The following is a 21553-nucleotide window of genomic DNA, read 5'->3' on the forward strand; positions in this document are numbered from 1 at the left end:
AAACGGCCTGCGAAAACGAAGCCTGCACCTAAGACAAAGGCAGCCGCCAAGGCCGGCCTGCCCTCCAAGAAGGAGGTCATCGAATTCCTGGCGGGCACGACGTCCAAGGCCGGCAAGCGGGAGATCGCGCGCGCCTTCAACATCAAAGGCTCGGACCGGATCGCCCTGAAAGCGCTCTTACGCGACATGGCCGATGAAGGCCTGATTGCCGGCTCCCGCCGGAAGCTGTCGCGCCCTGGAGTGCTGCCATCGGTGACGGTGCTGGAGATCGTTGCGCGAGACGAGGATGGCGAGTTCATCGCCCGCCCCGCCACCTGGGACGACGAGAGCGGGCCGATGCCGAAGATCCTCATGGTCGAAGGAAGTGGCAATCTCGTGCAGGTGCCCGGTGTCGGCGATCGCGTTCTTGCGCGGCTCACGCCGCAAAAGCCGGACGCGGACTACCCCTATCACGCCCGTACCATCAAGAAGCTGCCGCGTACCACGTCGCGCAGCCTGCTCGGCATTTTCCGGTCTCTGTCGGACGGCCGCGGTGTCATCGATCCCATCGACAAAAAGCAATTGAAGGAATGGACGGTGCCGAAGGGTGCCACGGACGAGGCCGGAGACGGGGAACTGGTCCGCTTCGAGATAGCGCGCTCGGCGCGCTACGGCGTTCCCACCGCACGCATCGTTGCAAGGCTCGGAAATCCCGAAGCGCAACAAGCCATCAGCCTCATCGCCCTTCATGCGCACGGCATACCGGACGAGTTCCCCCCGGCCGCGATCGCCGAAGCCGATGCCGCGAAGGAAGTCGACCTGGGCTCACGCGTCGACCTGCGCGACGTCCCCCTCCTAACCATCGACCCCGTCGATGCCCGCGACCATGACGATGCTGTCTTCGCGGAAGCGGATACGGGCCCCGACAACGAAGGCGGCTGGATCGTCATCGTCGCCATCGCGGACGTGGCGCATTACATCACGCCCGGCAGCGCGCTCGACAAGGAGGCGCGGAAGCGGGGCAACTCCGTGTACTTCCCCGACCGCGTCGTACCCATGCTGCCGGAGCGCATTTCGAACGAGCTTTGCTCATTGAAGGAAGGCGTCCCGCGCCCCTGCCTCGCGGTCCGCATGGTCTTCGACAAGAACGGCCACAAGAAGAGCCACCGCTTCCTCCGCGGGCTCATGCGATCCGCCGCGAGCCTGTCCTACGAACAGGCCCAAGCGGCCATCGACGGCCGCACCGACGATGCGACGGACCCGTTGCTGGAGACGGTGCTGCGGCCTCTGTGGGGCGCCTATGCGAGCCTCAGCAAGGCCCGCGATGCCCGCGGACCGCTCGAACTCGACTTGCCCGAACGGAAGATCCTGCTGGACGACAAGGGGCGCGTGCGCGGGATCGCGACACCGCCACGGCTCGATGCGCACCGTCTGATCGAAGAGTTCATGATCCAGGCGAATGTCGCCGCCGCCGAGGCGCTCGAAACCAAACGCTCGCCGCTCGTCTACCGCATTCACGACGCGCCTTCGAAGGAGAAGCTCGTGACGCTCGGCGAGTTTCTGGCGACAATCGAGATGAAGCTGCCGAAAGCGGGAATGCTCAAACCGGCGCAGTTCAACCGCATCCTCGCCGACACGCGCAAATCGCCCAACGCCGAACTCGTGGCGGAGGTGGTCCTGCGGAGCCAAAGCCAGGCGGAATACAGCCCCCGCAATCTCGGGCATTTCGGCCTGAACCTGCGCCGCTATGCGCACTTCACCTCGCCGATCCGGCGCTACGCCGACCTGATCGTGCACCGCGCCCTGATCCGGGCTTTCGGCCTCGGCGAAGGCGGTCTGACGGACAGGGAGATCGACGAACTCGAGGAGATCTCGGGCGCCATTTCCGATACGGAACGCCGCGCGATGGCGGCCGAGCGGGACACGGTGGACCGGCTGATCGCGGCCTACCTCGCGGACCGCATCGGGGCCACGTTCACCGCCAAGGTCTCGGGACTCGTACGGTCTGGACTGTTCGTGCGGCTGACCGAGACGGGAGCCGACGGGTTCGTTCCCGCCTCTGCCATCGGACATGAATACTTCTATCACGACGAGGTGCGGCAAGCGCTCGTGGGCGAAGACACCGGCCTCGCCTACCAGCTCGGAGACCCGGTCGAGGTCCGCCTGGTCGAGGCTATCCCAACGGCCGGGGCGCTACGATTTGACATGTTGAGCGAAGGACGCAAGATCGCTAGCTCAAAGGGTCGGCCACGGTCCCGCATCGCGGATAGAAGCAAGATGCACCAGCGCGGGAAGCCGCGCGGCGGACGGTCGAGGAAGCGGCGGTAATCAAGCGCCGACAATCAAGGGCCCAGGCCCAACGAAAGTGAGAGGAAGCAGGAATGTCACAGGACGCAGGCCGGTCGACGGGCGAACGCCCCCTCCAGCAGTCACTTCTGCGGGGCGCGCTGATGAAATGCCCGGCCTGTGGCGTCGGCTCGCTCTTCACACGCTATCTGAAGGTCGCCGATAACTGCTCCCATTGCGGCGAAGCTCTGCACCACCACCGGGCCGACGACGCGCCGGCCTATTTCACGATCGTCATTGTCGGCCATGTGATCGTCAGCCTCGTGCTGACGGTCGAAATGGCCTACCACCCGCCCCTTTGGCTTCACGCCGCCATTTGGCTGCCGATGACCATCCTGGTCGCGCTGGCGGTCCTTGCCCCCATGAAGGGCTTGCTGGTCTCGCTGCAGTGGGCGCTCCTGATGCACGGCTTCGATCCCGACCACAAAGAAGAGATCGGAGACCGGCTGGCGCCGCCGACCGCCTGAGCCCCGGCTCAGCTTGACTTCCGCACGCGAAACAGTAGGTTGCGCGCAACTTGACGCGGGCCCGATTGGGCCAGCGCACCCTATCCCGACAGATTCTATCCGAGGACGACAATGGCGAAGCCCGTCACCCAGAAGATCAAGCTCTTGAGCACCGCCGGCACCGGTTACTTCTATGTCACCAAGAAGAACCCGCGCAATCAGACCGAAAAGATGGTCTTCAAGAAGTACGACCCGGTCGTGCGCAAGCACGTCGAGTTCAAGGAATCCAAGATCAAGTAGCGCCCCGGGCCTGCCAAGTGTAAGGCGCGCCGATCTAGACGGCGCACTGGTCGCTACTGCGACCCACCACTAAATCCTTCAAGATGCTGGGGATGTTGGTCCGTCGTCGAGACGGTCCACCAAAGTGGTGGCCGGTCGAAACGCGGCGTTAACGAGGAGGCCACTCTACCGCACTCCGACCGGCCAAACCCCACGGACGCAGGAGATGCGGCGGACCTGAGCATTCCGCAGGGTTGTTCTGTTCACTGGTGGAAGGACGAAGCGATAGGCCACGCAGGCGGTTCCGCCTTGTGTCCCAATTCCGCTCGACGCCTTCCACACGGCGCATTTGGAACTAACTCAAAGCATAAAATCATCGGCAACGGGAACCAAATCAATCGTTGCCAATTGATTAATACGATAAAATCTCTGTTAGTGTAAAGCCTTAAGCTCAGACCCTCAGCCGAGGTGTCAAGACCGGCAAAGGGCCGGAAGCGCCTCTCCGGCACCCCGGACGGCCATTGCTCTCAAAGCCAAACTGATTCGGTCCGGGACGCCCCAGCCGGCCTCGAGGCACCAGGCCTCACGCAGCGTCGCCGACCACCCGGTTGCGCCCATCGCGTTTGGCGCAGTAGAGCGCTTGATCCGCGCGCTTGAGAATGAGTTCGGGCGTGTCTTCCTCGTATTCGAGCGCCGCCACCCCCATGCTTGCGGTCACGTTGACCGCTTTGTTCTGCGCGCCCGCGATAAAGGGTGCCGCGGCAATGCACTGCCGCAGGCGTTCGCCGACCAGATAGGCGCTTTCGAGTCCCGTGTCGGGCATGACGACAACGAACTCCTCACCGCCCAGCCGGCACGCAAGGTCGATACCCCGGATATTGCGCCGTAGCCGCAACGCCAGTTCCCGCAGGACATCGTCGCCCGCGTCATGCCCATGCGTATCGTTGATGACCTTGAAATGATCCACATCGATCAGCAGCACTGAAAGAGGCCGCCCCCGTTCAGCCGATTCCTCGAAGAGCGTCTCCAAGTGGCTGCTCAGATAGCGGCGATTATGGAGGGCCGTGAGGGGATCCAGCACCGCCATCTCGACAGTCTGCTCCAGCCGCGACCGCAAATAGTCCGTATACCGCTTCCGCTTTACCTGCGTGCGTACCCGCGCAAGGAGCTCGCTCGGGTTGACGGGACGCATGACATAGTCGTTGACACCCATGTCGAGACCGCGATGCAGACGCGCCTCCTCCCCGGGCTCAACAATCATCATGATCGGCAGATGCCGCGTGCGATCGAGCGAGCGAAGCTGGGAACATAGCCGCAGCCCATCGGCGTTCTGCAGGTTCAAACTGACGATGAGAAGGTCGAAGTCCCCACTCGGCGCGACGAGCAAGGCATGTGCCGGATCCACCATGTGGACGACGTCGTTGTCGGACTGCAGCGCCTCGACGATCCGCGTTGCGGCGCCTTCCCGGTCTTCGACCATGAGAACACGGCCATCGCACCCGGTGATGGCAACGTCCTCGCCCAGCATGGCCGGATAGCCCATCTGCTGCTCCGTCGATGCCCGCATGAGCATCTCATCGGTCAACAGCTTCAGACGCGCGAGATTCCTGACGCGGGTGATCAAAGCCAGATCATCGACCGGTTTGGTCAGAAAGTCGTCGGCGCCGGATTCGAGCGCTTTCAGCAAGTCGCTCGGATGATCGAGCGCCGTCACCATCACGATGGGAATATGCTGGGTCCGAAAATCGGACTTGAGCCTCTGGCAGACCTCGAAACCGTCCATGCCGGGCATCATGACATCGAGCAGGATGACGTCCGGCAGGTCCTGCCTGCAGATCTCAAGCGCATCGGCGCCACTCGACGCCGTCTGCACCGTGAAATATTCGGCCACGAGCCGCGCTTCGAGCAGCTTCAGATTGGCCAACATGTCGTCGACGATGAGGACCCGCGCGGTCATGAACTCTAACGCGCCTCTCCGATGAACTGCTTGACCGTGTCCAGGAACATCATCACGGAGATCGGCTTGGAGATGTAGGCCTCGCAGCCCCCTTCCCTGATCCGCTCCTCATCGCCCTTCATGGCGAAGGCCGTCACGGCAACGACGGGAATGGACCTCAGCTGGTCGTCTTCCTTCAGCCACTTCGTGACCTCGAGACCGGACACCTCGGGAAGCTGAATATCCATGAGGATGAGATCGGGATGGTGCTCGCGCGCGAGCTCCAGAGCCTCCACACCGTTGCGGGTCTGAAGCGTCTGATAGCCGTGTGCATCGAGGAGGTCATGGAAGAGCTTCATGTTGAGCTCGTTGTCCTCGACAATCAGAACTGTCTTCGTCATCGGCATCGGTCCCGGCGATTCTGTTCCGTCATGGTCGGCGACATAGCCACGATGCGCAGATAGGCTTCGCGCCGCGGGCGGCGCAGCGGGCGGCCGCATCAAAGACGCCATGGGCGCCTGCAGAAAACCACGGTTCGGCGCAGCTGCTTCCACGTATGTCGATCGTGTCCTCCAAAACATGGTTCCATCGCCCCTTTTGCTTCAGGGCAATATCCCATCGAACCCGTAACTAAACTCTGAAGCGGAACTGGAAATCGTGACGGTTCTTGATCATTTTCCGCCATTTACCGAGCATTAGGCCACGGCTTTTTCAGACCCCAACCGAACGCAATGTTCCGTACACGGACTATTTACACTTCTTTTCCTTTAAGTACTCGAGCGAGCTCAGCTTTCCCTCGACCGTGTATTCGCCATAGTCGATGAGCAGGTCGCGGCTGACGCCGTTCTCGTAGAGCCGAAAGTCGATCTGGTAGCTCGGGGTCAAGTCGCCAGCCGCCAGATCGAAATAGCCGATCGAGATGGGCCAGGAGGGCAATTCGTCGAGCTTCTCGTCCTGAGCGACCTTTTCGAGCCGGTCCGCGTCGCCGCCGGGTTTCACCATGCTTCCGATGAACGCGGTCGTATCGAAGACCCTCTGGCCCTTCTCCGTGCCGTCATAGACCTTCGCTTGGAAGACGCTCTGGCCGCTGGCCGCCCGCTCGATCAACGCGATGCTGTGCTGGGTCGGGAACAGAACGGGGCCGGAAAGGTTGAACTCTTCCGACTCAGGCTGCGTGAGCCTGACGGTGATGGCCCCGTCGGACCGGCCGCGGCTGGCCCGCCCGATGGTTGCTTCATCGAGCCGGTGGTTCAACCGCTGCGAGGAGTGAAACCGGAACGACTTCCCGTCGCCGGCCTCCCCGGTCGACGACCAGACATCGGCGAGGATCGTTTCGCCTTGCGTGTCGGTGATCTGGCTGACCAACCGCGTGTTGAGAGAGTAGCCGCGGCATGCAGACCCCGTGAATTCGAACACCATGCGGCCGTCATAGGCCGTGACACCGGAGCCGGAGCGCGCCTCGCCGAGCGACATTTCGTAGACCGCCCGATGGGGCGCCAAGTGGCTGGCCCCAATCGCCCAGCCTGATGGGACACCCCCATCGCGGCGCAAAAAACCAGGAAAGACAGCCAATAACTCTTGGCGCGGTTCATCTATTCGGCCTTCTGATGCTTGCCCGGAGGTCTGCAGCCGTTCTGGCCTGTCCGAGCCGTAATTCTTGTCACTATCGTTCCGGTCCGGCAAGGGCCCCGCCAGCGCTCTCGCCGGACTCCCGAAAACGAATTTCCCGGGCAAGCCTTGCAGGCTAAGGCTTTTTGCTCAACTGTGAGCGTAACGTCGGGTATGGGAGGAATCATGGCAGGAACGATCGAAGCACGGCTCCAACCTTGGACATCGCGCTGCCCGAGGCAAAGCCGCCGGTCGCCAGCTATGTGCCCTTCATCCACATGAACGGGCAGCTTCTGGTTTCCGGCCAACTCCCCATGCAGGACGGCGCGATTTCCGTCAAAGGCCAGCTCGGCGGCAACGTCTCATTGGAGGACGGGCAGGCTGCGGCGCGCCTCTGCGCGCTGAATATCATGGCCCAGGCCAAGCTGGCCCTGGGCGATCTCGACCGCATCACGCAACTCCTGCGCCTGAACGGTTTTGTCTGCGCCGCGCCCGAGTTCGGCGACCATCCCAAGGTCATCAACGGCGCATCGGATCTGTTCGTGGAGGTGTTCGGCGACAAGGGACGCCACACGCGCATTGCCGTCGGCTGCGCGAGCCTGCCACTGAACGCAGCCGTGGAGATCGATGCGGTATTTGCCATAGACTGATCGCGTCGAAGAGAGGACGCAAATGGGCGAGCTCTACTGGCTGAAGCGGCCGATCGCCCATCGCGGGCTGCACGACACCGCGCGGGGGATCGTCGAGAACAGCGCTTCGGCGGTGAAGGCGGCGATGCGGAAGGGCATTGCGGTCGAAGTCGATCTGCAGCGCGCGGCCGGCGACATGCCGGTCGTATTTCACGACGTGATGCTCGATCGCCTGACGAACGAAAGCGGTCCTGTCGCCGCGCGCGATGTCGAGGCCTTGCGCGCCATCCCCCTCAAAGACGGCGGCGGCGACCGAATCCTATCCTTGCCCGAACTCCTCGAACTCGTGGGCGACACCGTCCCGCTGGTGTTGGAGGTGAAGAACCACGGACAGGGAGACGGCGCCTTCGAGGCCAACATCGCCAAGCTGCTCGCCGGCTATCGGGGTCCCGTAGCGGTGATGTCCTTCGATCCCCACGCGGTCGCGGCCTTCCGGCGTCACGCGCCCGCCCTGCCCCGCGGCCTTGTCTCCTGCCGGTTCAACGACGAATTCTCCAAGACGCATCTTTCGACGCTGCAACGTTTCGCCATGCGGCATCTCCTCACATCCACCTTCGCACGCCCCCATTTTGTCGCGTACGATGTCAACGCGCTGCCGGCTGTCGCGCCGCTGCTCGCCAAATTCGCCGCCGGCCTGCCGTTGCTGGCATGGACCGTTCGCACCGAGGCGGAACTGGCGCACGCCCTGCGATATGCCGATGCGCCGATCTTCGAAGAGATCGCGCCCTAACGGCCGGCATTGGAAGGCCGGGGCGCGGGTCACAGAGCACGGCCGGATTGCCGGACATCATGGGCGGCATGGACACACCAGCGGAACGGAACGACCGAAACGCGCCGGACCACGGCGCGGGAGCGCCCCACGCGCACGGGAAAAACGCCCCGGAAGCGGTTGTGCGCATCGCAAGCCGCATTGCGGACGTGCGGGCGGACCAATGGGACGCATGCGCGATTGGCGACAGCGGTCTAGCAGAGCCCCCCAACCCCTTCGTCACCCATGCGTTTCTGAAAGCGCTCGAGGAGAGCGGGTCGGCCACGAGAGAGACCGGCTGGCTGCCCCAGCATCTGCTCTACGAGGACGACCAGGGCAGTCTGCTCGGTTGCATGCCCTGCTACCTGAAGGGCAATAGCCAGGGCGAGTACGTGTTCGACCACGGCTGGGCCGAAGCCTATATGCGCGCGGGCGGCGACTACTATCCGAAGCTCCAGGCGGCGGTGCCGTTCTCCCCGGTCCCAGGCCCGCGGCTGCTCGTCCGGAACTCTGATAGCCGACTGGAACGGCAGGCCTTGCTGCTGGAGGCGGGACGGACGCTGACGAACAGGCTCGGCGTGTCTTCGCTGCACATCACCTTCATGACGCGTGACGAGTGGCGGCTCGCGGGCGAACTCGGCTACCTGCAGCGGACCGACCAGCAGTTCCACTGGCACAATGACGGCTATAGAAGCTTCGACGACTTCTTGAGTGCGCTAGCCTCGCGCAAGCGCAAAGCCATCAAACGCGAACGCCGCGCGGCGCTCAGCGACGATATCGAGATCGAGTGGCTCACCGGGTCCGATCTCACTGAAGCCCACTGGGACGCGTTCTTCGCGTTCTACATGGATACCGGCGCGCGCAAATGGGGACGCCCCTATCTGACCCGCACAGCGTTCAGCCTCCTAACCGAGACCATGGCCGACCGGCTGCTGCTCGTCATGGCCAAGCGCGGCACGGATTATATCGCGGGCGCTCTCAACGTGATCGGCGCGGACACGCTCTATGGCCGCTATTGGGGCGCGCTCGAGAGCCACGACTTCCTGCATTTCGAAGTCTGTTACTACCAGGCCATCGACTACGCGATCGCCCACGGCCTCGCCCGCGTCGAGGCGGGCGCTCAAGGGGGCCACAAGCTGGCACGCGGCTATGTCCCCACCGAGACCTACAGCGCGCACTACATCGCCGATCCCCGGCTTAGAGCCCCCGTCGCCGACTACCTTCAGCGCGAGAGACTGGCCGTGGCGGAAGAGAACGCCCTACTTGCAGCGGAGTCGCCGTATCGAAACGATACGGCGAAGCGCACCTAATCCAGTACGAACGAGATCTTGCCGTTGATGCGGTACTTGCTGATCTTGCCGTTCTCGACCGTCGCCTCGAAATTCTTGATGTAGATCGAGCGCACGTTGCGCACGCTTTTCTCGGCCGTCTTCAGGGCGGTCTGCGCGGCGTCTTCCCAGCTCTTGTTGGATTCGGCCAGGACTTCGATCACTTTGAGCATTGTCATTGGACCCTCCCGAGGTATGCACTTTCAAGAAATTTATTGTATAACAATATGTTAGCGGAGCGGGCGCACGCTGCCCGACTCCAATAGAGTCAATGAACGGGGAGCGACAAAGTTCCATCCGCCGGCAAACCCATTCATGTGCCGGTTGACCTAGGGCGCCTAAGGAATCGAAATGATTCAGCAAATCACCCGCGGCTAAGACACGACGAGAGGAGACACGATCGGATGGCAGACAACGATGCGGCGGCGTACGACCCGGAGAACATCTTCGCCAAGATGCTGAAGGGAGAGATCCCCTGCCACAAGCTCTACGAGGACGATGACACCCTCGCCTTCCTCGACATCATGCCGCGTACGGAAGGCCACGCCCTCGTCATCACCAAGGAGCCTGCGGCGGACCTGTTCGGGATCTCACCGCAAGGCCTCGGCAAGCTCATGACCGTCGTGCAAACGCTCGCGCCGAAGATCAAGCAGGCTGTCGGCGCCGACGGCGTTCTCATCCAGCAGTTCAACGGCGCGGCGGCAGGCCAGACCGTGTTCCACCTCCACGTCCACATCATCCCCCGCAAGGACGGCTTCCCCATGCGGGCAGAGGCTCAAAGATGGCCAAGCCCGAAGAGCTCAAAGCCACCGCCGAGAAGATCCGGGCCGTGCTGAACGGCTAGCGGAAACAATCATGGCCGGGGCTCGTATGAGCGCCCGGCCATGAAGCACTGATCTCTAAATTAAGACGCGAAGCGCCTAGTCCTCGCCGAGCGGGACTTTCGGAACGGAGCCGGAGCCGCTTTCCTTCGCGCCACCACGGGGCTTGCGGCTGCGCTTGGCTTTCGGCTTCGAGGCCTTGGCTTTCGCCTTGACCTTGGCCTCGGCGTCCTTCTCGTCGGAGTCGCGCGGTTTGATCGGGGTGTCCGCCGAGATGTAGTCGAAGTCGAGGCCCTTCTTGCCGTCTTCTTCCTTCACGACCACGCGCACCGTGCCGCCATCCTTCAGCGCACCGAAGAGGATCTCCTCCGCCAGCGGCTTCTTGATGTTCTCCTGTATGACACGGGAGAGCGGACGCGCGCCGAACTTCTCGTCGTAGCCGCGGTCCGCCAGCCAAGCATTGGCTTCCGGGGTCAGCTCGATCGTGATGTTCCGGTCTCCAAGCTGGGCTTCGAGCTGGAACACGAACTTCTCGACGACCTGCGCGATGACCGACGCCGGCAGCGCGCCGAACGGGATGATCGCATCGAGCCGGTTGCGGAACTCCGGTGAGAACAGGCGGTTGATCGCCTCCTCGTCGTCGCCCTCGCGCTTGGTGCGGTTGAACCCGATCGCCGCCTTGGCCATGTCGGCCGCGCCGGCATTCGTCGTCATGATCAGGATGACGTTCTGGAAGTCCACGTGCTTGCCGTTGTGATCGGTCAGCTTGCCGTGATCCATCACCTGCAGAAGGATGTTGAACAGGTCCGGGTGGGCCTTCTCGACCTCGTCGAGCAGCAGCACGCAGTGCGGATGCTGGTCCACGCCATCGGTCAGGAGACCGCCCTGGTCGAAGCCCACATAGCCGGGAGGCGCACCGATCAGGCGCGACACCGTGTGGCGCTCCATGTACTCGCTCATGTCGAAGCGCAGCAGCTCGACGCCGAGCAGCGTGGCGAGCTGGCGTGCGACTTCGGTCTTTCCGACGCCGGTGGGGCCGGAGAACATGTAGCAGCCGATGGGCTTGCCCGGCTCGCGCAGACCCGCGCGGCTCAGCTTGATGGCCGCACCCAAGGCCTCGATGGCCTTGTCCTGCCCGAACACGACGCGCTTCAGATCCTCATCGATCCCGCGCAGCACCTCCGCGTCGGTCTTGGAGATGGTCTTCGGCGGAATGCGGGCCATGGTGGCGATGGTGTTCTCCACTTCCTTGACGCCGATGGTCTTCCGCCGCTGACGCTCGGGCACGAGCATCTGCGAGGCGCCCGTCTCGTCGATCACGTCGATCGCCTTGTCGGGCAGCTTGCGGTCGTGAATGTATTTCGCCGACAGCTCCACCGCGGACTTGATCGCCTGGTTCGTGTAGCGAATGCGATGGAAGTCCTCGAAATAGGGCTTGAGGCCCTTCAGAATTTCGATCGTGTCGGGCACGGACGGCTCCTTCACGTCGATCTTCTGGAAGCGGCGCACCAGCGCCCGGTCCTTCTCGAAATGCTGACGGTATTCCTTGTAGGTGGTCGAACCGATGCACCGGAGCGAGCCCGATTGCAGCGCCGGCTTCAACAGGTTCGAAGCGTCCATGGCGCCGCCCGAGGTCGCGCCCGCGCCGATCACCGTGTGGATCTCGTCGATGAACATGATGGCGCCGGGGAAATTCTCGATCTCCCGCATCACCGCCTTGAGCCGCTCCTCGAAGTCGCCGCGATACCGCGTGCCTGCCAGCAACGCGCCCATATCAAGCTGGAAGATGGTGGCGTCGGACAGCACTTCCGGCACGTCGGCCATGACGATGCGCCGCGCGAGACCTTCGGCGATGGCGGTCTTGCCCACGCCCGGGTCGCCCACGAACAGCGGGTTGTTCTTCTGGCGGCGGCACAGCACCTGAATGGTGCGCTGAACCTCGGCGTCGCGCCCGATAAGCGGGTCGATCCGCCCGGTGCGGGCCTTCTGGTTCAGGTTGATGCAGTAGACCTCGAGCGCATCGGCGCCGCGCTTCTTTGTCGTCGCCGCCTTCCACGGTCGCCGCATCGTCGTCGATGCCGCGCACGGGCCGCGCGCAGACATGCCGCCGCGCTTAGCGATGCCGTGACTGATGTAGTTGACCGCATCGAAACGCGTCATGTGCTGCTCTTGCAGGAAGAACGCGGCATGGCTTTCCCGCTCGGCGAAGATCGCGACCAGCACATTGGCGCCGGTCACCTCCTCCCTGCCGCTCGACTGCACATGGGCGACGGCGCGATGGATCACGCGCTGGAAGCCAGCGGTCGGCTGCGCGTCGCCGTGGTTGTCGAGCACGAGGCCGGACAGCTCGTTGTCGACATAGCCGGTGAGCTTTTCCCGCAGCAGATCGAGATCGACGTCGCAGGCACGCATGACGGCGGCCGCGTCGCGGTCGTCCAAAAGCGACAGGAGCAGATGCTCCAGCGTCGCATACTCATGGCTGCGCTCGTTCGCATATTGAAGCGCGCGCCGGAGTGCCTGCTCTAGACTGGTCGAAAAAGAAGCCACGGAATTCCTACTCTTTCTCCATCGTGCATTGAAGCGGATGCTCGTGCTGACGGGCAAAGCTGGTGACCTGAGCTACCTTAGTCTCGGCAACCTCGTAAGTGTAGACCCCACAGATGCCGACGCCCTTTTGGTGGACGTGCAGCATGATGCGGGTCGCCTCCTCCGGCGCCTTGTTGAAAAACCGCTCAAGGATGTACACGACGAAATCCATCGGCGTGTAATCGTCATTGAGCAACAACACCTTGTAGAGGCTCGGCCGTTTTGTCTTGGGCCGAGCCTTCGTAACAATCTGGGTGCCGGAGTCGTCGTCCCGGCGCGGATCGTCATTGCGCGCCATCGTTAGCCTTCACTCGTCGTCCCTTAATGTGGGACCGCGCCGCGCCAGTTCCAAGGCGGAGCGCCCTGCTGGGTCCGAAAACCGTCTCGAACACAGTCTAGCGTGATCGGACCGACGGCAGCAATTCGGTGCGAGGTGAAAATGCTAATGTGACGCGGTTTGCTGACAGAAATGGGGATACGCCGCCGCAAGAGGCGGCAACTTGCCAAAAAAAAGGCCCGGGGCAGCGCCCCGAGCCTTCCTTGGGAGGAAGATTAAGTGCTGTCGCGCTACGCGGCCTTCTTGGCCATGGCGGCTTCCATCGGCTTATACGCATCTTTGGCCAGACCGGCATACATCTCGCCAATCTTGGTCATCTCGGCCATGTAGCCGTCGTAAGCCTTCTTGGCGAACTGCGACTGAATTTCGACGGCCTGCTCGATAGACTTGCAGCCGGCGAGCTGCTCGAAAGCCTTGGTCGAATCTTCGAACGCTTTCTTCGAATAGTCGGTGAACTCGGCGGCAATGGCCTGAAAGCCTTTGTTCATCTCGCCGAACGAGCGCACATAGGCGTCAAAACCGTCTTTGCCAACTTTCTGAAATTCTTCAAAACCTTTGATCATCGGGCCCTCTACACAGGTTGGGATCGGAAAAATGCTGCGAACGCGAACATAAATATATGCATTGCACAAAAAACGTCAACCTGGATTTTGCAGTGCACAACATTATGGCGCTTGAGCTCCAGAACTGCCCTTAACGCTTTGGCAATCGACCACTTCTAGCCTGTCCGCTTGTCGGCGTTGCAACGCGGAATGACGGACCGCAACCGCCTCGAAGGGATGCGCAGAAGCGCTCGAGGGCGGCGTGACAAACGGGGAAAGGCGTAAGCCAAAGTGTTCGAACAACTACAATTTGAGTCCAAACGGCGCGGATCCCGGATTCGCCCGTCTGGGAATGGCAGGCCTTCGGCCTCCCTGCGTCGCATGACGCAGATCAGCCTGGTGCTCTTGCTCGCATTCGGTGTGACGCTGACACATGTCGGCGAGGCCTTTGCCGACAAGCGGGTAAAGGCCGCCATCATCGTCGATGCGAACACGAACAACGTGCTCTATTCCCAGTCCGCCGACGTCCTGCGCTCGCCGGCCTCGCTCACCAAAATCATGACGCTCTACGTGCTGTTCGCCTATATGCGGGCGGGCCGCTTCAGCCCCGACACCCAGTTGAAGGTCTCCAAGCACGCCGCCAGCCAGTCCCCGACCAAGCTTTATCTGAAGCCCGGTTCCACCATCGCCGTTAAGGACGCCATCAAGGCCCTGGTGACCAAATCGGCCAACGACGCGGCTGCAGTCGTGGCGGAGAATGTGGGCGGCTCGGAGGAGAATTTCGCGCGCATCATGACCCAGACGGCGCGCAATCTCGGCATGAAGAAGACGACCTACCGCAACGCGTCGGGCCTTCCGAACAATGAGCAGCTGACCACGGCGCGGGACCAGGCGATCCTGGCCATGCACATCATGCAGGACTACCCGGAGTATTACACCGTCTTCGAGACCAAGTACTTCGACTACAAGGGCCGGAAATACCGGAACCACAATCGCCTGCTCTTCACCTACAAGGGCACGACGGGCATCAAGACCGGCTATACGCGGGCCAGCGGCTTCAACCTTACGGCTGCCGTCCACCGCGGCGACAAGCACTTGGTCGGCGTCGTGCTTGGCGGCAACACCAGCTCACTGCGTAATGCCGCCATGACCTCGCTGCTCGACAAGCATTGGTCGAAAGCCTCGTCGAAGAAGCCGGGTGCCACGAACTTCATTGCATCGCTGCTCGGGGCGCCTAATCCGCCGCGCCCGTCGCGCAAGCCGATCTTCTCTGTGGCGAGCGCCGCCGTCCCTGTCGCAAGCCACACACCTCCTGCCCAGCCTGCGGTAGCCCAGCCTGCCGTCGCTCAGCCGGCTGTGGCCCAGGCTCCTGCCGTGCAGCCCGCCGTCGCGCAACCGGCACAGCAGCGCCCCATCGTGCAGGCAAGCCTTGCGCCGAGCCTCGCACCGAACCGTCTCTCCGCGCCGAGTCCTGCTTCCGCGAACCGTATGGGCAACTACCACGTCCAAGTCGGGTCCTATACCTCGCCCGCCGATGCCCAGAACCGGCTCGGCATGGTACGCCAGCGTGCGCCGAAACTACTCGATGGGCACCTGCCCTTCACGGCGACATTCGAGAAAGACAACAAGGAGTGGTACCGGGCCCGGTTCGCCGGCTTCACGAAATCCGACGCGCGCAGTACCTGCGAGGCTCTGAAGCGCTTGCGGCTCGATTGCATCGCCCTCGCCGCCGAGTAGCGGCACGCGGGCATAGCGCTACCGGCCGATCAGCACATCCTTTGCTTCGTTGATGCGGGCGGCCAGGTAGGTGGACCCGCCCTGATCGGGGTGCAGCTTCATCATCAAGCGGCGATGTGCCTGCCGAATGTCCTCGTCCGAGGCGTCGGGCGCGACCTCGAGCACGGCGCGCGCTTCCTCGACACTCATCCGGCCCTTGGAGAACCCGCCCGTCCCGGCACCGGCGCTCGCTTCTTCGGCCCGCTGCTGCCAATCCGGCACCCGCCAGTCGAGATAGGCCTCCATCAGAGCCGCTTCCTTCAGTCCGTCCGCCTCGAAGGTGGCATAGAGTTCGACGGCTTCGGCGTCGCTCAAGGACGAGAGCGCGCGCCCTGCAAACCTGCCCTTCAGACATCTGCCGTCCATGTAGCCGGTGTCGTGATCGAGCTCCATTTCCAGCCGCTCGGTCTGCACGTGGGACGCTTGTCCCTTGGACTTCTCGCCCGAGCCGCCGAACCCACCAACGCCGCTTCCGGCGACCAGGCTCAAGGCGAACGCCGCAAGCGGGATCGCGAGCGGCAAGGCCCCGCGCAAAGCCAGGAAGCCTGCCACGGCGAACAGTGCCACAGCACCGATTTTGCGCATACCGCCCGCGAGCTGTGTCGGGTTCGCCCTGACGATCATGCGGCCGAGAAGCAAGAGGGCGACGAGCAGCGCGCAACCGAGAAAGAAATAGACCATGCGTGCCAGCTTACCGCAGCTGTTCGAGCAGCACCGTCGCGGCGCCACTCTTGGCGTTCTCGAGCGCCTTGCGGCCCCCCGAGGCATAGACCGCCACCGCCGTCAGCAGGGCGCGTAACTGGGCCGCCGAGCCGGCATCGAACCGGCAATAGGCGCCGCGCGACAGGCGCGCCGATTTCCTTGACGCCCGTTCGGCGCGCGTATCGTGTCCCTCCTGGAACACGAACACGGGCACGCGCACGAGACCGAGCTCGCCCGCGAGCTGACACAGCTCGTCAATGCTCTCCTCCATGCAGTCGCCCACATAGACCAGCGCATTGACGGTCTGACGTCCGGTCTCTTTCTTCGCATGCGACAGAACCTTGCGGATCTGCGTGTGGCCGCCCTCGCAATGAACTTGGCGCATCAGCCGCGCGAGCGCATCCGGGTCGCGCACCCATTTGCTGGACCGGCACTCGCCGAAGCCCCGGAAGTACATCAGCTGCACATCCAGCCCGCCGACCTGCTTGACCGCGTCGAACATCTCACTTTGAAGGCCGAGGGCGAGGTCCCAGGTGGGTTGGCGGCTCATGGTGGCATCCATGGCAAAGATCAGTCGTCCCGACCCCGAGGTGGCCGGCTGCAGGCTCTGGACCTTGTTCAAAAAGGCATCGACTTCCGCCGTCGTCGAGGGCGCTCGCGCGACATCGCCCGACGCGGTCTTGGACGGGGCCGTCGGCGAAGAGGTTTTGGACGCCGGGGTCTTCGGTTCGCTCATCCGCCCGCTCCGCGATGCCGTTCAAACTCTGAGAAAATGCACACGCTTATAGATGGTCATTTTTGGCCACATTCTCAATCCCGAACCGGCGCCTAGCTGTCGTCGCCGCCCGCCGCGAGCAGGCTCGCATTGCCGCCCGCCGCCGTCAGGTTCGTGGTCCGCACTCGCTCCACCGCGAAGAGCTCCAGATAGTGCGGCCCACCGGCCTTGGGGCCTGTTCCGGAGAGGCCCTCGCCGCCAAAGGGCTGCACGCCCACCACGGCGCCGATCTGGTTCCGGTTGACGTAGAAATTGCCGACGCGCACCCGCGCGGCGACGAAATCCGCCGTCGCCTTGATACGGCTATGAAGGCCGAGCGTGAGCCCGTAACCCGTCGCGTTGATCGCCTCGCAGACCTCGCCTAGACGCTTCCCGTCATACCGGACCACGTGGAGGATCGGCCCGAACATCTCGCGCTCCAGGACGCCGATCTCCGGGATCTCGAAAATCGCGGGCGCAACGAACGTGCCATGGCTAAGTGCGGGGTCCACCTCCGGATCGAACAGGACGCGTGCCTCGGCACGCATTCTTTCCTTGTGCGCCTCGAGCACGGCCTTGGCCTCGGCATCGATCACCGGGCCGATGTCGCTCGCATAGTCGAGAGGATCGCCGAGGGTCGGCTCCTGTGCAGCCCCGACGAGCATGTCGATGACCGGGTCCGCGATGTCGGACTGGAGAAACAGGACGCGCAACGCCGAGCACCGTTGTCCGGCGCTGTCGAATGCCGAACGCAAAACATCGTCGACCACCTGTTCGGGCAGCGCGGAGGAATCGACGATCATGGCGTTGATGCCGCCGGTCTCAGCGATGAGTTTCGGGATGGGGCCCGACCGTGCGGCCAAGGCCTTGGCGATGGCCTTACCCGTATCGGTCCCGCCCGTGAACACCACGCCGTCCACGCGCTCGTCCGCAACCAGCGCAGCCCCGATGGTCTCGCCAGGTCCCGGCAGGAAATGCAGGACATCGCCCGGCACCCCAGCCTCGTGCAGGAGGCGTATAGCAGCCGCGGCGACGAGCGGCGTCTGCTCCGCAGGCTTGGCCACGACCGCATTCCCTGCGGCGAGCGCACCGGCGACCTGCCCGGTGAAGATCGCGAGCGGGAAATTCCACGGCGAGATCGCGGCGAAGACGCCGCGCCCGTGCCGCGACATCTCGTTGCTTTCACCGGTGGGACCCGCCAGCGTCACCGGCGCCTCGAATTTCGCGCGCGCCTCCGCCGCGTAGTAGCGCAGGAAGTCCACTGCCTCGCGCAGGTCGCCCTGGGCGTTGGAAAGCGTCTTACCAGCCTCGCGCACCAGGAGCGCCATTAGCCGTGGCCGTGCCGCCTCGAACAGGTCCGCCGCCCGTTCGAGGATCACCGCGCGGGCTACGCCGCGTCGTCCATCCCAGCCTTCCGCGGCCGCTTTGGCGGCGTCGAGCACGGCATTGATCGCCTTGTCGTCCGCCAAGGCACATGTGCCGACGACAACCCGGTTGTCGTGGGGCGAGACGATCTCCGTCGTCTTGCCCGCATCGATCTCACGTCCCGCGACAATCGGCGCCGCGGTTGTGGGAGCCCGCAGAGCCTCCGTCATGGCAGTCAACAGTGGCGCGCGGGTCGCATCGTCCCACAGCGGCAGTCCGAGACTATTCCTCCGCGCGGCCCCATAGAGATCGGGCGGAATGGGAATGGCCGGGTTGGCTTTTTCCGGCAGCCTCGCCGCCTTCTCGACGGGATCGGCGACGATCGCCGGGATCGGCGCTTCGTCGTCCGCAAGGCGATGCACGAACGACGTATTGGCCCCGTTCTCGAGCAGCCGCCGCACCAGATAGGCGAGCAAGTCTCGGTGGCCGCCGACGGGTGCGTAGATGCGGCAGGGCTTCTTCAGCCCCTCGACCACCTCGCGATGGACCGGCGCCCCCATGCCGTAGAGACGCTGAAACTCGTACGGTGCATCGCCCGCCAAGTCGGCCACCGCGGCGATGGTGTGGGCGTTATGGGTCGCGAATTGCGGATAGTAGCAATCGGGGCGGGCAAGAAGCGCCCGGACCGCGGCCAGATAGGCCACGTCCGTGTTCACCTTGCGCGTGAACACGGGGTAGCCCGCGAGTCCGGCTTCCTGGGCCCATTTGATCTCGCTGTCCCAATAGGCACCTTTCACAAGGCGGACCGGTATGCGGCGGCCGGTCTTCTCCGCAATGCGCGCCAGCCAGGCGATCAGCGGCAGGGCACGCTTCGAATAGGCCTGGACCGCCAGCCCCAGACCGTTCCAGTTCGAAAGCCCAGGGTCCGCGAACAGCGGCTCCAGGATCGAGAGCGATAGATCGAGCCGCTCCGCCTCTTCCGCATCGACCGTAAGAGGCAGCCAAGCCTCGCGCATTTGCAGGGCAAGCGCGCGAACCTTCGGAACGAGTTCCCGGTGCAGCCGCGCCTCTTGCGACGGCACGTAGCGCGGATGCAACGCCGACAGTTTGACCGACAGCCCGGACCGCGCGTGCAGGATCTCTTCAGTGCGTGCGGCAGGTGCACCAGCCCGCGTGGCAATGGCCGATGCGGCTTCCGTGTAGCGCCGGCCATAGCGCTCCGAGTCTTCGGCGGTCCGCGCGCCCTCGCCGAGCATGTCGAAGGAGAACCGGTAGCCATCCCGCATGTCGGGCGCGGCATTGTCCAAGGCGCCTTGGATCGTCTCCCCCAGCACGAACTGCTTGCCGAGAATGCGCATGGCCCGGCGCACCGCCTCGCGGATGACCGGTTCGCCGCTGCGGGCTACGAGCCGCTGGACCCGCGCGCCAAGGTCGGCGCTCTTGTCCCCGCCCCAATCGAGCAGGTGCCCGGTCAGCATCAAGCCCCAAGTCGAGGCGTTCACGAGAACCGACTCCGAGTGACCCAGATGCCTCGCCCAATCGCCCGAGCCGATCGTGCCGGCGATCAGCCGGTCGGCGGTCGCCCCGTCAGGGATGCGCAACAGCGCTTCGGCCAGGCAAAGGAGCAACACGCCCTCCTCGCTGGAGAGCCCGTATTCGGCCAGGAAGGAGTCGATGCCGCCCTGCGCATGCCGCCCTTCGCGCGCGGCCTCCACCAGCCTCGTGGCGATGCGCGCGATTCTGTGCCTGTCTTCGCTCGAAAACCGCGCGGCGTCGATCAGCGCCGTGACCAGCGCATCCTCATCGGCAAGTAAAGCCGCGTTCAGTTCCGCCCGGCCAAGGCCGTCGCCCGTGTCCGGTACGCTTGAACCCAATGCGGCAGTTGGCGCATTCATACGTCCAATTTAGGGGTTTCGAGCCGTTACGGCGAGGCGTTATGGTCGCGCCCCTTCCCGGCAGCGGCGCTTTCTCGAAACGCCCCCGATAATGAAAGACCCAATGACCACCGAGATCGAGATCGTCAGAACCGTCGCGGACCTGCGGGCCAAAGTCGCCGCCTGGCGCGCAAACGGCGAGACGGTGGCCATGGTGCCCACCATGGGCGCGATCCACGAAGGCCACATGTCCCTCGTCCGGCAGGCCAAGGGTCTGGCCGATCGCGTGGTGTCGTCGATCTTCGTCAATCCGCTGCAGTTCGGCCCCAGCGAAGACTTCGAGGCCTATCCGCGTGGCGAGGCGCGAGACGCGGAACTTCTGGCATCGGCCGGCGCGGAACTTCTCTACGCGCCCAACGCGCGCGAGATGTACCCGGACGGTTTTTCCACGACCGTTCATGTAGCGGACCTCACAGAAGACCTATGCCGGCGCGAGCGGCCCGATCATTTCGACGGGGTCGCCACGGTTGTCGCCAAGCTCCTGCTGCAATGCGGTCCGGATATCGCGATCTTCGGCGAGAAGGACTATCAGCAGCTTCTCATCATCAAGCGTTTGGTGCGGGACCTGAACATTCCGGTGGAGATCGTGGGCGGCGCCATCGTGCGCGAAAGCGACGGGCTCGCCCTCTCCTCCCGCAACGCCTATCTCTCGGATGCCGAACGCGAGACGGCACCTCTACTGCGGGCCGCGATCCACCAGGCCGCGCAGCAGATGGCGGCGGGGGACGCCAGCGAAGCCGCGCTAAAGAACGCGCGCGCCGCCCTCGAAGCGGCAGGCTTCCGGGTCGACTACCTCGAAGCGCGCGATCCGCAGACACTGGCGCCCCTGTCGGGCGCCGCCTCGTCGGCACGGATCCTCGTCGCGGCCTTTCTGGGCCAGACGCGCCTCATCGACAACATGTCCGTCCCGCCGCAAGCCTAGCGGCTCTAGTCGATGAGCCGCAGGGCGCGGAGCTCCTCGCGCATGCCCGGCGGCATATCGGCAATCGAGTCCTCCCCCGCGGAGAGATCCGGCGGCGCCTCGCCGGCCTCCAAATAGCGCCACCCCTGGAACGGTCGGCGCGGGTTGGGCCGCGTCTCGACGATCTCCGGATCGAGGACGATCCCGCAGCAGGGCGATCCGTCTTCCCGCACGGTCTCCTTCAAGTCGACGATGCGCTGACGCGCCGAAACGAACCCCTTGATGACCCAATAGAGCGAACCGCCGTCCAAGACCTCGTCTTTCCGGCGCGGCATCTGCTTGGTCTTGTGGCAGAGTTCGGTGACCTGTCCCGCTCGCGCCAGATCGTGCAAGCGTCTCGCCTGCCAAATCCGCAGATCCTGGAGCCGGTCTATTCCGACGCAGAGCTTCACGAGGTGAACCGTCATGGGACCCAG

The 21553-nt window shown here is 63.9% G+C and carries 19 protein-coding genes and 1 pseudogene; 9 read left to right on the forward strand and 11 right to left on the reverse strand.

The window, feature by feature from the left end; genetic code table 11:
* Positions 1-57 precede the first annotated feature (57 nt).
* The 3 genes from rnr to rpmG all read left to right on the forward strand — a co-directional run bounded on the left by rnr (position 58) and on the right by rpmG (position 3071).
* Positions 58-2307 carry a ribonuclease R gene (rnr, locus tag AUC70_RS16800; protein ID WP_069445101.1) on the forward strand — a complete coding sequence of 750 codons (2250 nt, stop codon included), beginning with the start codon at positions 58-60 and terminating at the stop codon, positions 2305-2307.
* 53 nt (positions 2308-2360) lie between these two features.
* Positions 2361-2792, forward strand: a complete 432-nt coding sequence (locus AUC70_RS10490) for a DUF983 domain-containing protein (RefSeq protein WP_069444814.1) — start codon at positions 2361-2363, stop codon at positions 2790-2792.
* Positions 2793-2903: 111 nt separating this feature from the next.
* Positions 2904-3071 (forward strand): 50S ribosomal protein L33, encoded by a 168-nt coding sequence (rpmG, locus tag AUC70_RS10495; protein WP_069444815.1) that lies wholly within the window; start codon positions 2904-2906, stop codon positions 3069-3071.
* 562 nt (positions 3072-3633) lie between these two features.
* Here rpmG and AUC70_RS10500 read toward each other — a convergent pair.
* The 3 genes from AUC70_RS10500 to AUC70_RS10510 form a co-directional block, all read right to left on the reverse strand.
* Positions 3634-5007 (reverse strand): PleD family two-component system response regulator, encoded by a 1374-nt coding sequence (locus tag AUC70_RS10500; RefSeq protein ID WP_069444816.1) that lies wholly within the window; start codon positions 5005-5007, stop codon positions 3634-3636.
* Positions 5008-5012: 5 nt separating this feature from the next.
* The gene (locus AUC70_RS10505) at positions 5013-5387 is read right to left on the reverse strand and encodes a response regulator (protein ID WP_045369982.1); all 375 of its coding nucleotides are present in this window, start codon (positions 5385-5387) and stop codon (positions 5013-5015) included.
* 346 nt (positions 5388-5733) lie between these two features.
* Positions 5734-6486 carry a cell envelope integrity EipB family protein gene (locus AUC70_RS10510; protein WP_141702074.1) on the reverse strand — a complete coding sequence of 251 codons (753 nt, stop codon included), beginning with the start codon at positions 6484-6486 and terminating at the stop codon, positions 5734-5736.
* Positions 6487-6812: 326 nt separating this feature from the next.
* On the opposite strand from AUC70_RS10510, the gene AUC70_RS10515 reads away from it, so the two are divergent.
* From AUC70_RS10515 to AUC70_RS10525, 3 genes are all read left to right on the forward strand, one after another.
* Positions 6813-7244 (forward strand): RidA family protein, encoded by a 432-nt coding sequence (locus AUC70_RS10515; protein ID WP_069444818.1) that lies wholly within the window; start codon positions 6813-6815, stop codon positions 7242-7244.
* Between the two features lie 22 nt (positions 7245-7266).
* Complete coding sequence (locus AUC70_RS10520; RefSeq protein ID WP_069444819.1) at positions 7267-8013, forward strand: glycerophosphodiester phosphodiesterase family protein; 747 nt, start codon at positions 7267-7269, stop codon at positions 8011-8013.
* Between the two features lie 68 nt (positions 8014-8081).
* On the forward strand, positions 8082-9341 hold the full coding sequence (locus tag AUC70_RS10525; protein WP_083241522.1) for a GNAT family N-acetyltransferase: 1260 nt from the start codon (positions 8082-8084) through the stop codon (positions 9339-9341).
* Here AUC70_RS10525 and AUC70_RS10530 read toward each other — a convergent pair.
* Positions 9338-9538 (reverse strand): dodecin family protein, encoded by a 201-nt coding sequence (locus AUC70_RS10530; RefSeq protein WP_069444820.1) that lies wholly within the window; start codon positions 9536-9538, stop codon positions 9338-9340. The genes AUC70_RS10525 and AUC70_RS10530 overlap by 4 nt on opposite strands.
* A gap of 225 nt (positions 9539-9763) precedes the next feature.
* Here AUC70_RS10530 and AUC70_RS10535 point away from each other — a divergent pair.
* A pseudogene (locus AUC70_RS10535) lies at positions 9764-10203 on the forward strand (HIT family protein).
* A gap of 76 nt (positions 10204-10279) precedes the next feature.
* Here AUC70_RS10535 and clpA read toward each other — a convergent pair.
* The 3 genes from clpA to AUC70_RS10550 form a co-directional block, all read right to left on the reverse strand.
* Complete coding sequence (gene clpA, locus AUC70_RS10540; RefSeq protein ID WP_069444821.1) at positions 10280-12727, reverse strand: ATP-dependent Clp protease ATP-binding subunit ClpA; 2448 nt, start codon at positions 12725-12727, stop codon at positions 10280-10282.
* Between the two features lie 7 nt (positions 12728-12734).
* Complete coding sequence (gene clpS / locus AUC70_RS10545) at positions 12735-13064, reverse strand: ATP-dependent Clp protease adapter ClpS (protein ID WP_069444822.1); 330 nt, start codon at positions 13062-13064, stop codon at positions 12735-12737.
* 269 nt (positions 13065-13333) lie between these two features.
* On the reverse strand, positions 13334-13666 hold the full coding sequence (locus AUC70_RS10550; RefSeq protein WP_069444823.1) for a phasin family protein: 333 nt from the start codon (positions 13664-13666) through the stop codon (positions 13334-13336).
* A 360-nt stretch (positions 13667-14026) separates the two neighbouring features.
* Between AUC70_RS10550 and AUC70_RS10555 the strand changes: the two genes are divergently transcribed.
* Positions 14027-15382: a D-alanyl-D-alanine carboxypeptidase gene (locus tag AUC70_RS10555; protein ID WP_069444824.1), complete on the forward strand. Its 1356-nt coding sequence runs from the start codon at positions 14027-14029 to the stop codon at positions 15380-15382.
* An 18-nt stretch (positions 15383-15400) separates the two neighbouring features.
* Here the strand turns inward: AUC70_RS10555 and AUC70_RS10560 are convergent, their stop codons facing one another.
* From AUC70_RS10560 to putA, 3 genes are all read right to left on the reverse strand, one after another.
* The gene (locus AUC70_RS10560; protein ID WP_069444825.1) at positions 15401-16102 is read right to left on the reverse strand and encodes a DnaJ domain-containing protein; all 702 of its coding nucleotides are present in this window, start codon (positions 16100-16102) and stop codon (positions 15401-15403) included.
* A gap of 10 nt (positions 16103-16112) precedes the next feature.
* Positions 16113-16859 (reverse strand): P-loop NTPase family protein, encoded by a 747-nt coding sequence (locus tag AUC70_RS10565; RefSeq protein ID WP_069444826.1) that lies wholly within the window; start codon positions 16857-16859, stop codon positions 16113-16115.
* A gap of 92 nt (positions 16860-16951) precedes the next feature.
* On the reverse strand, positions 16952-20137 hold the full coding sequence (gene putA / locus AUC70_RS10570) for a bifunctional proline dehydrogenase/L-glutamate gamma-semialdehyde dehydrogenase PutA (protein ID WP_069444827.1): 3186 nt from the start codon (positions 20135-20137) through the stop codon (positions 16952-16954).
* 103 nt (positions 20138-20240) lie between these two features.
* On the opposite strand from putA, the gene panC reads away from it, so the two are divergent.
* Positions 20241-21098: a pantoate--beta-alanine ligase gene (panC, locus tag AUC70_RS10575; RefSeq protein WP_069444828.1), complete on the forward strand. Its 858-nt coding sequence runs from the start codon at positions 20241-20243 to the stop codon at positions 21096-21098.
* A 5-nt stretch (positions 21099-21103) separates the two neighbouring features.
* On the opposite strand, the gene AUC70_RS10580 is transcribed toward panC, so the two are convergent.
* The gene (locus tag AUC70_RS10580; RefSeq protein ID WP_069444829.1) at positions 21104-21544 is read right to left on the reverse strand and encodes a DUF1489 family protein; all 441 of its coding nucleotides are present in this window, start codon (positions 21542-21544) and stop codon (positions 21104-21106) included.
* Between the last annotated feature and the right edge of the window lie 9 nt (positions 21545-21553).

Origin of the sequence: Methyloceanibacter stevinii, assembly GCF_001723355.1 — a bacterium.
In the GTDB taxonomy this organism is placed as follows: Bacteria; Pseudomonadota; Alphaproteobacteria; order Rhizobiales; family Methyloligellaceae; genus Methyloceanibacter; species Methyloceanibacter stevinii.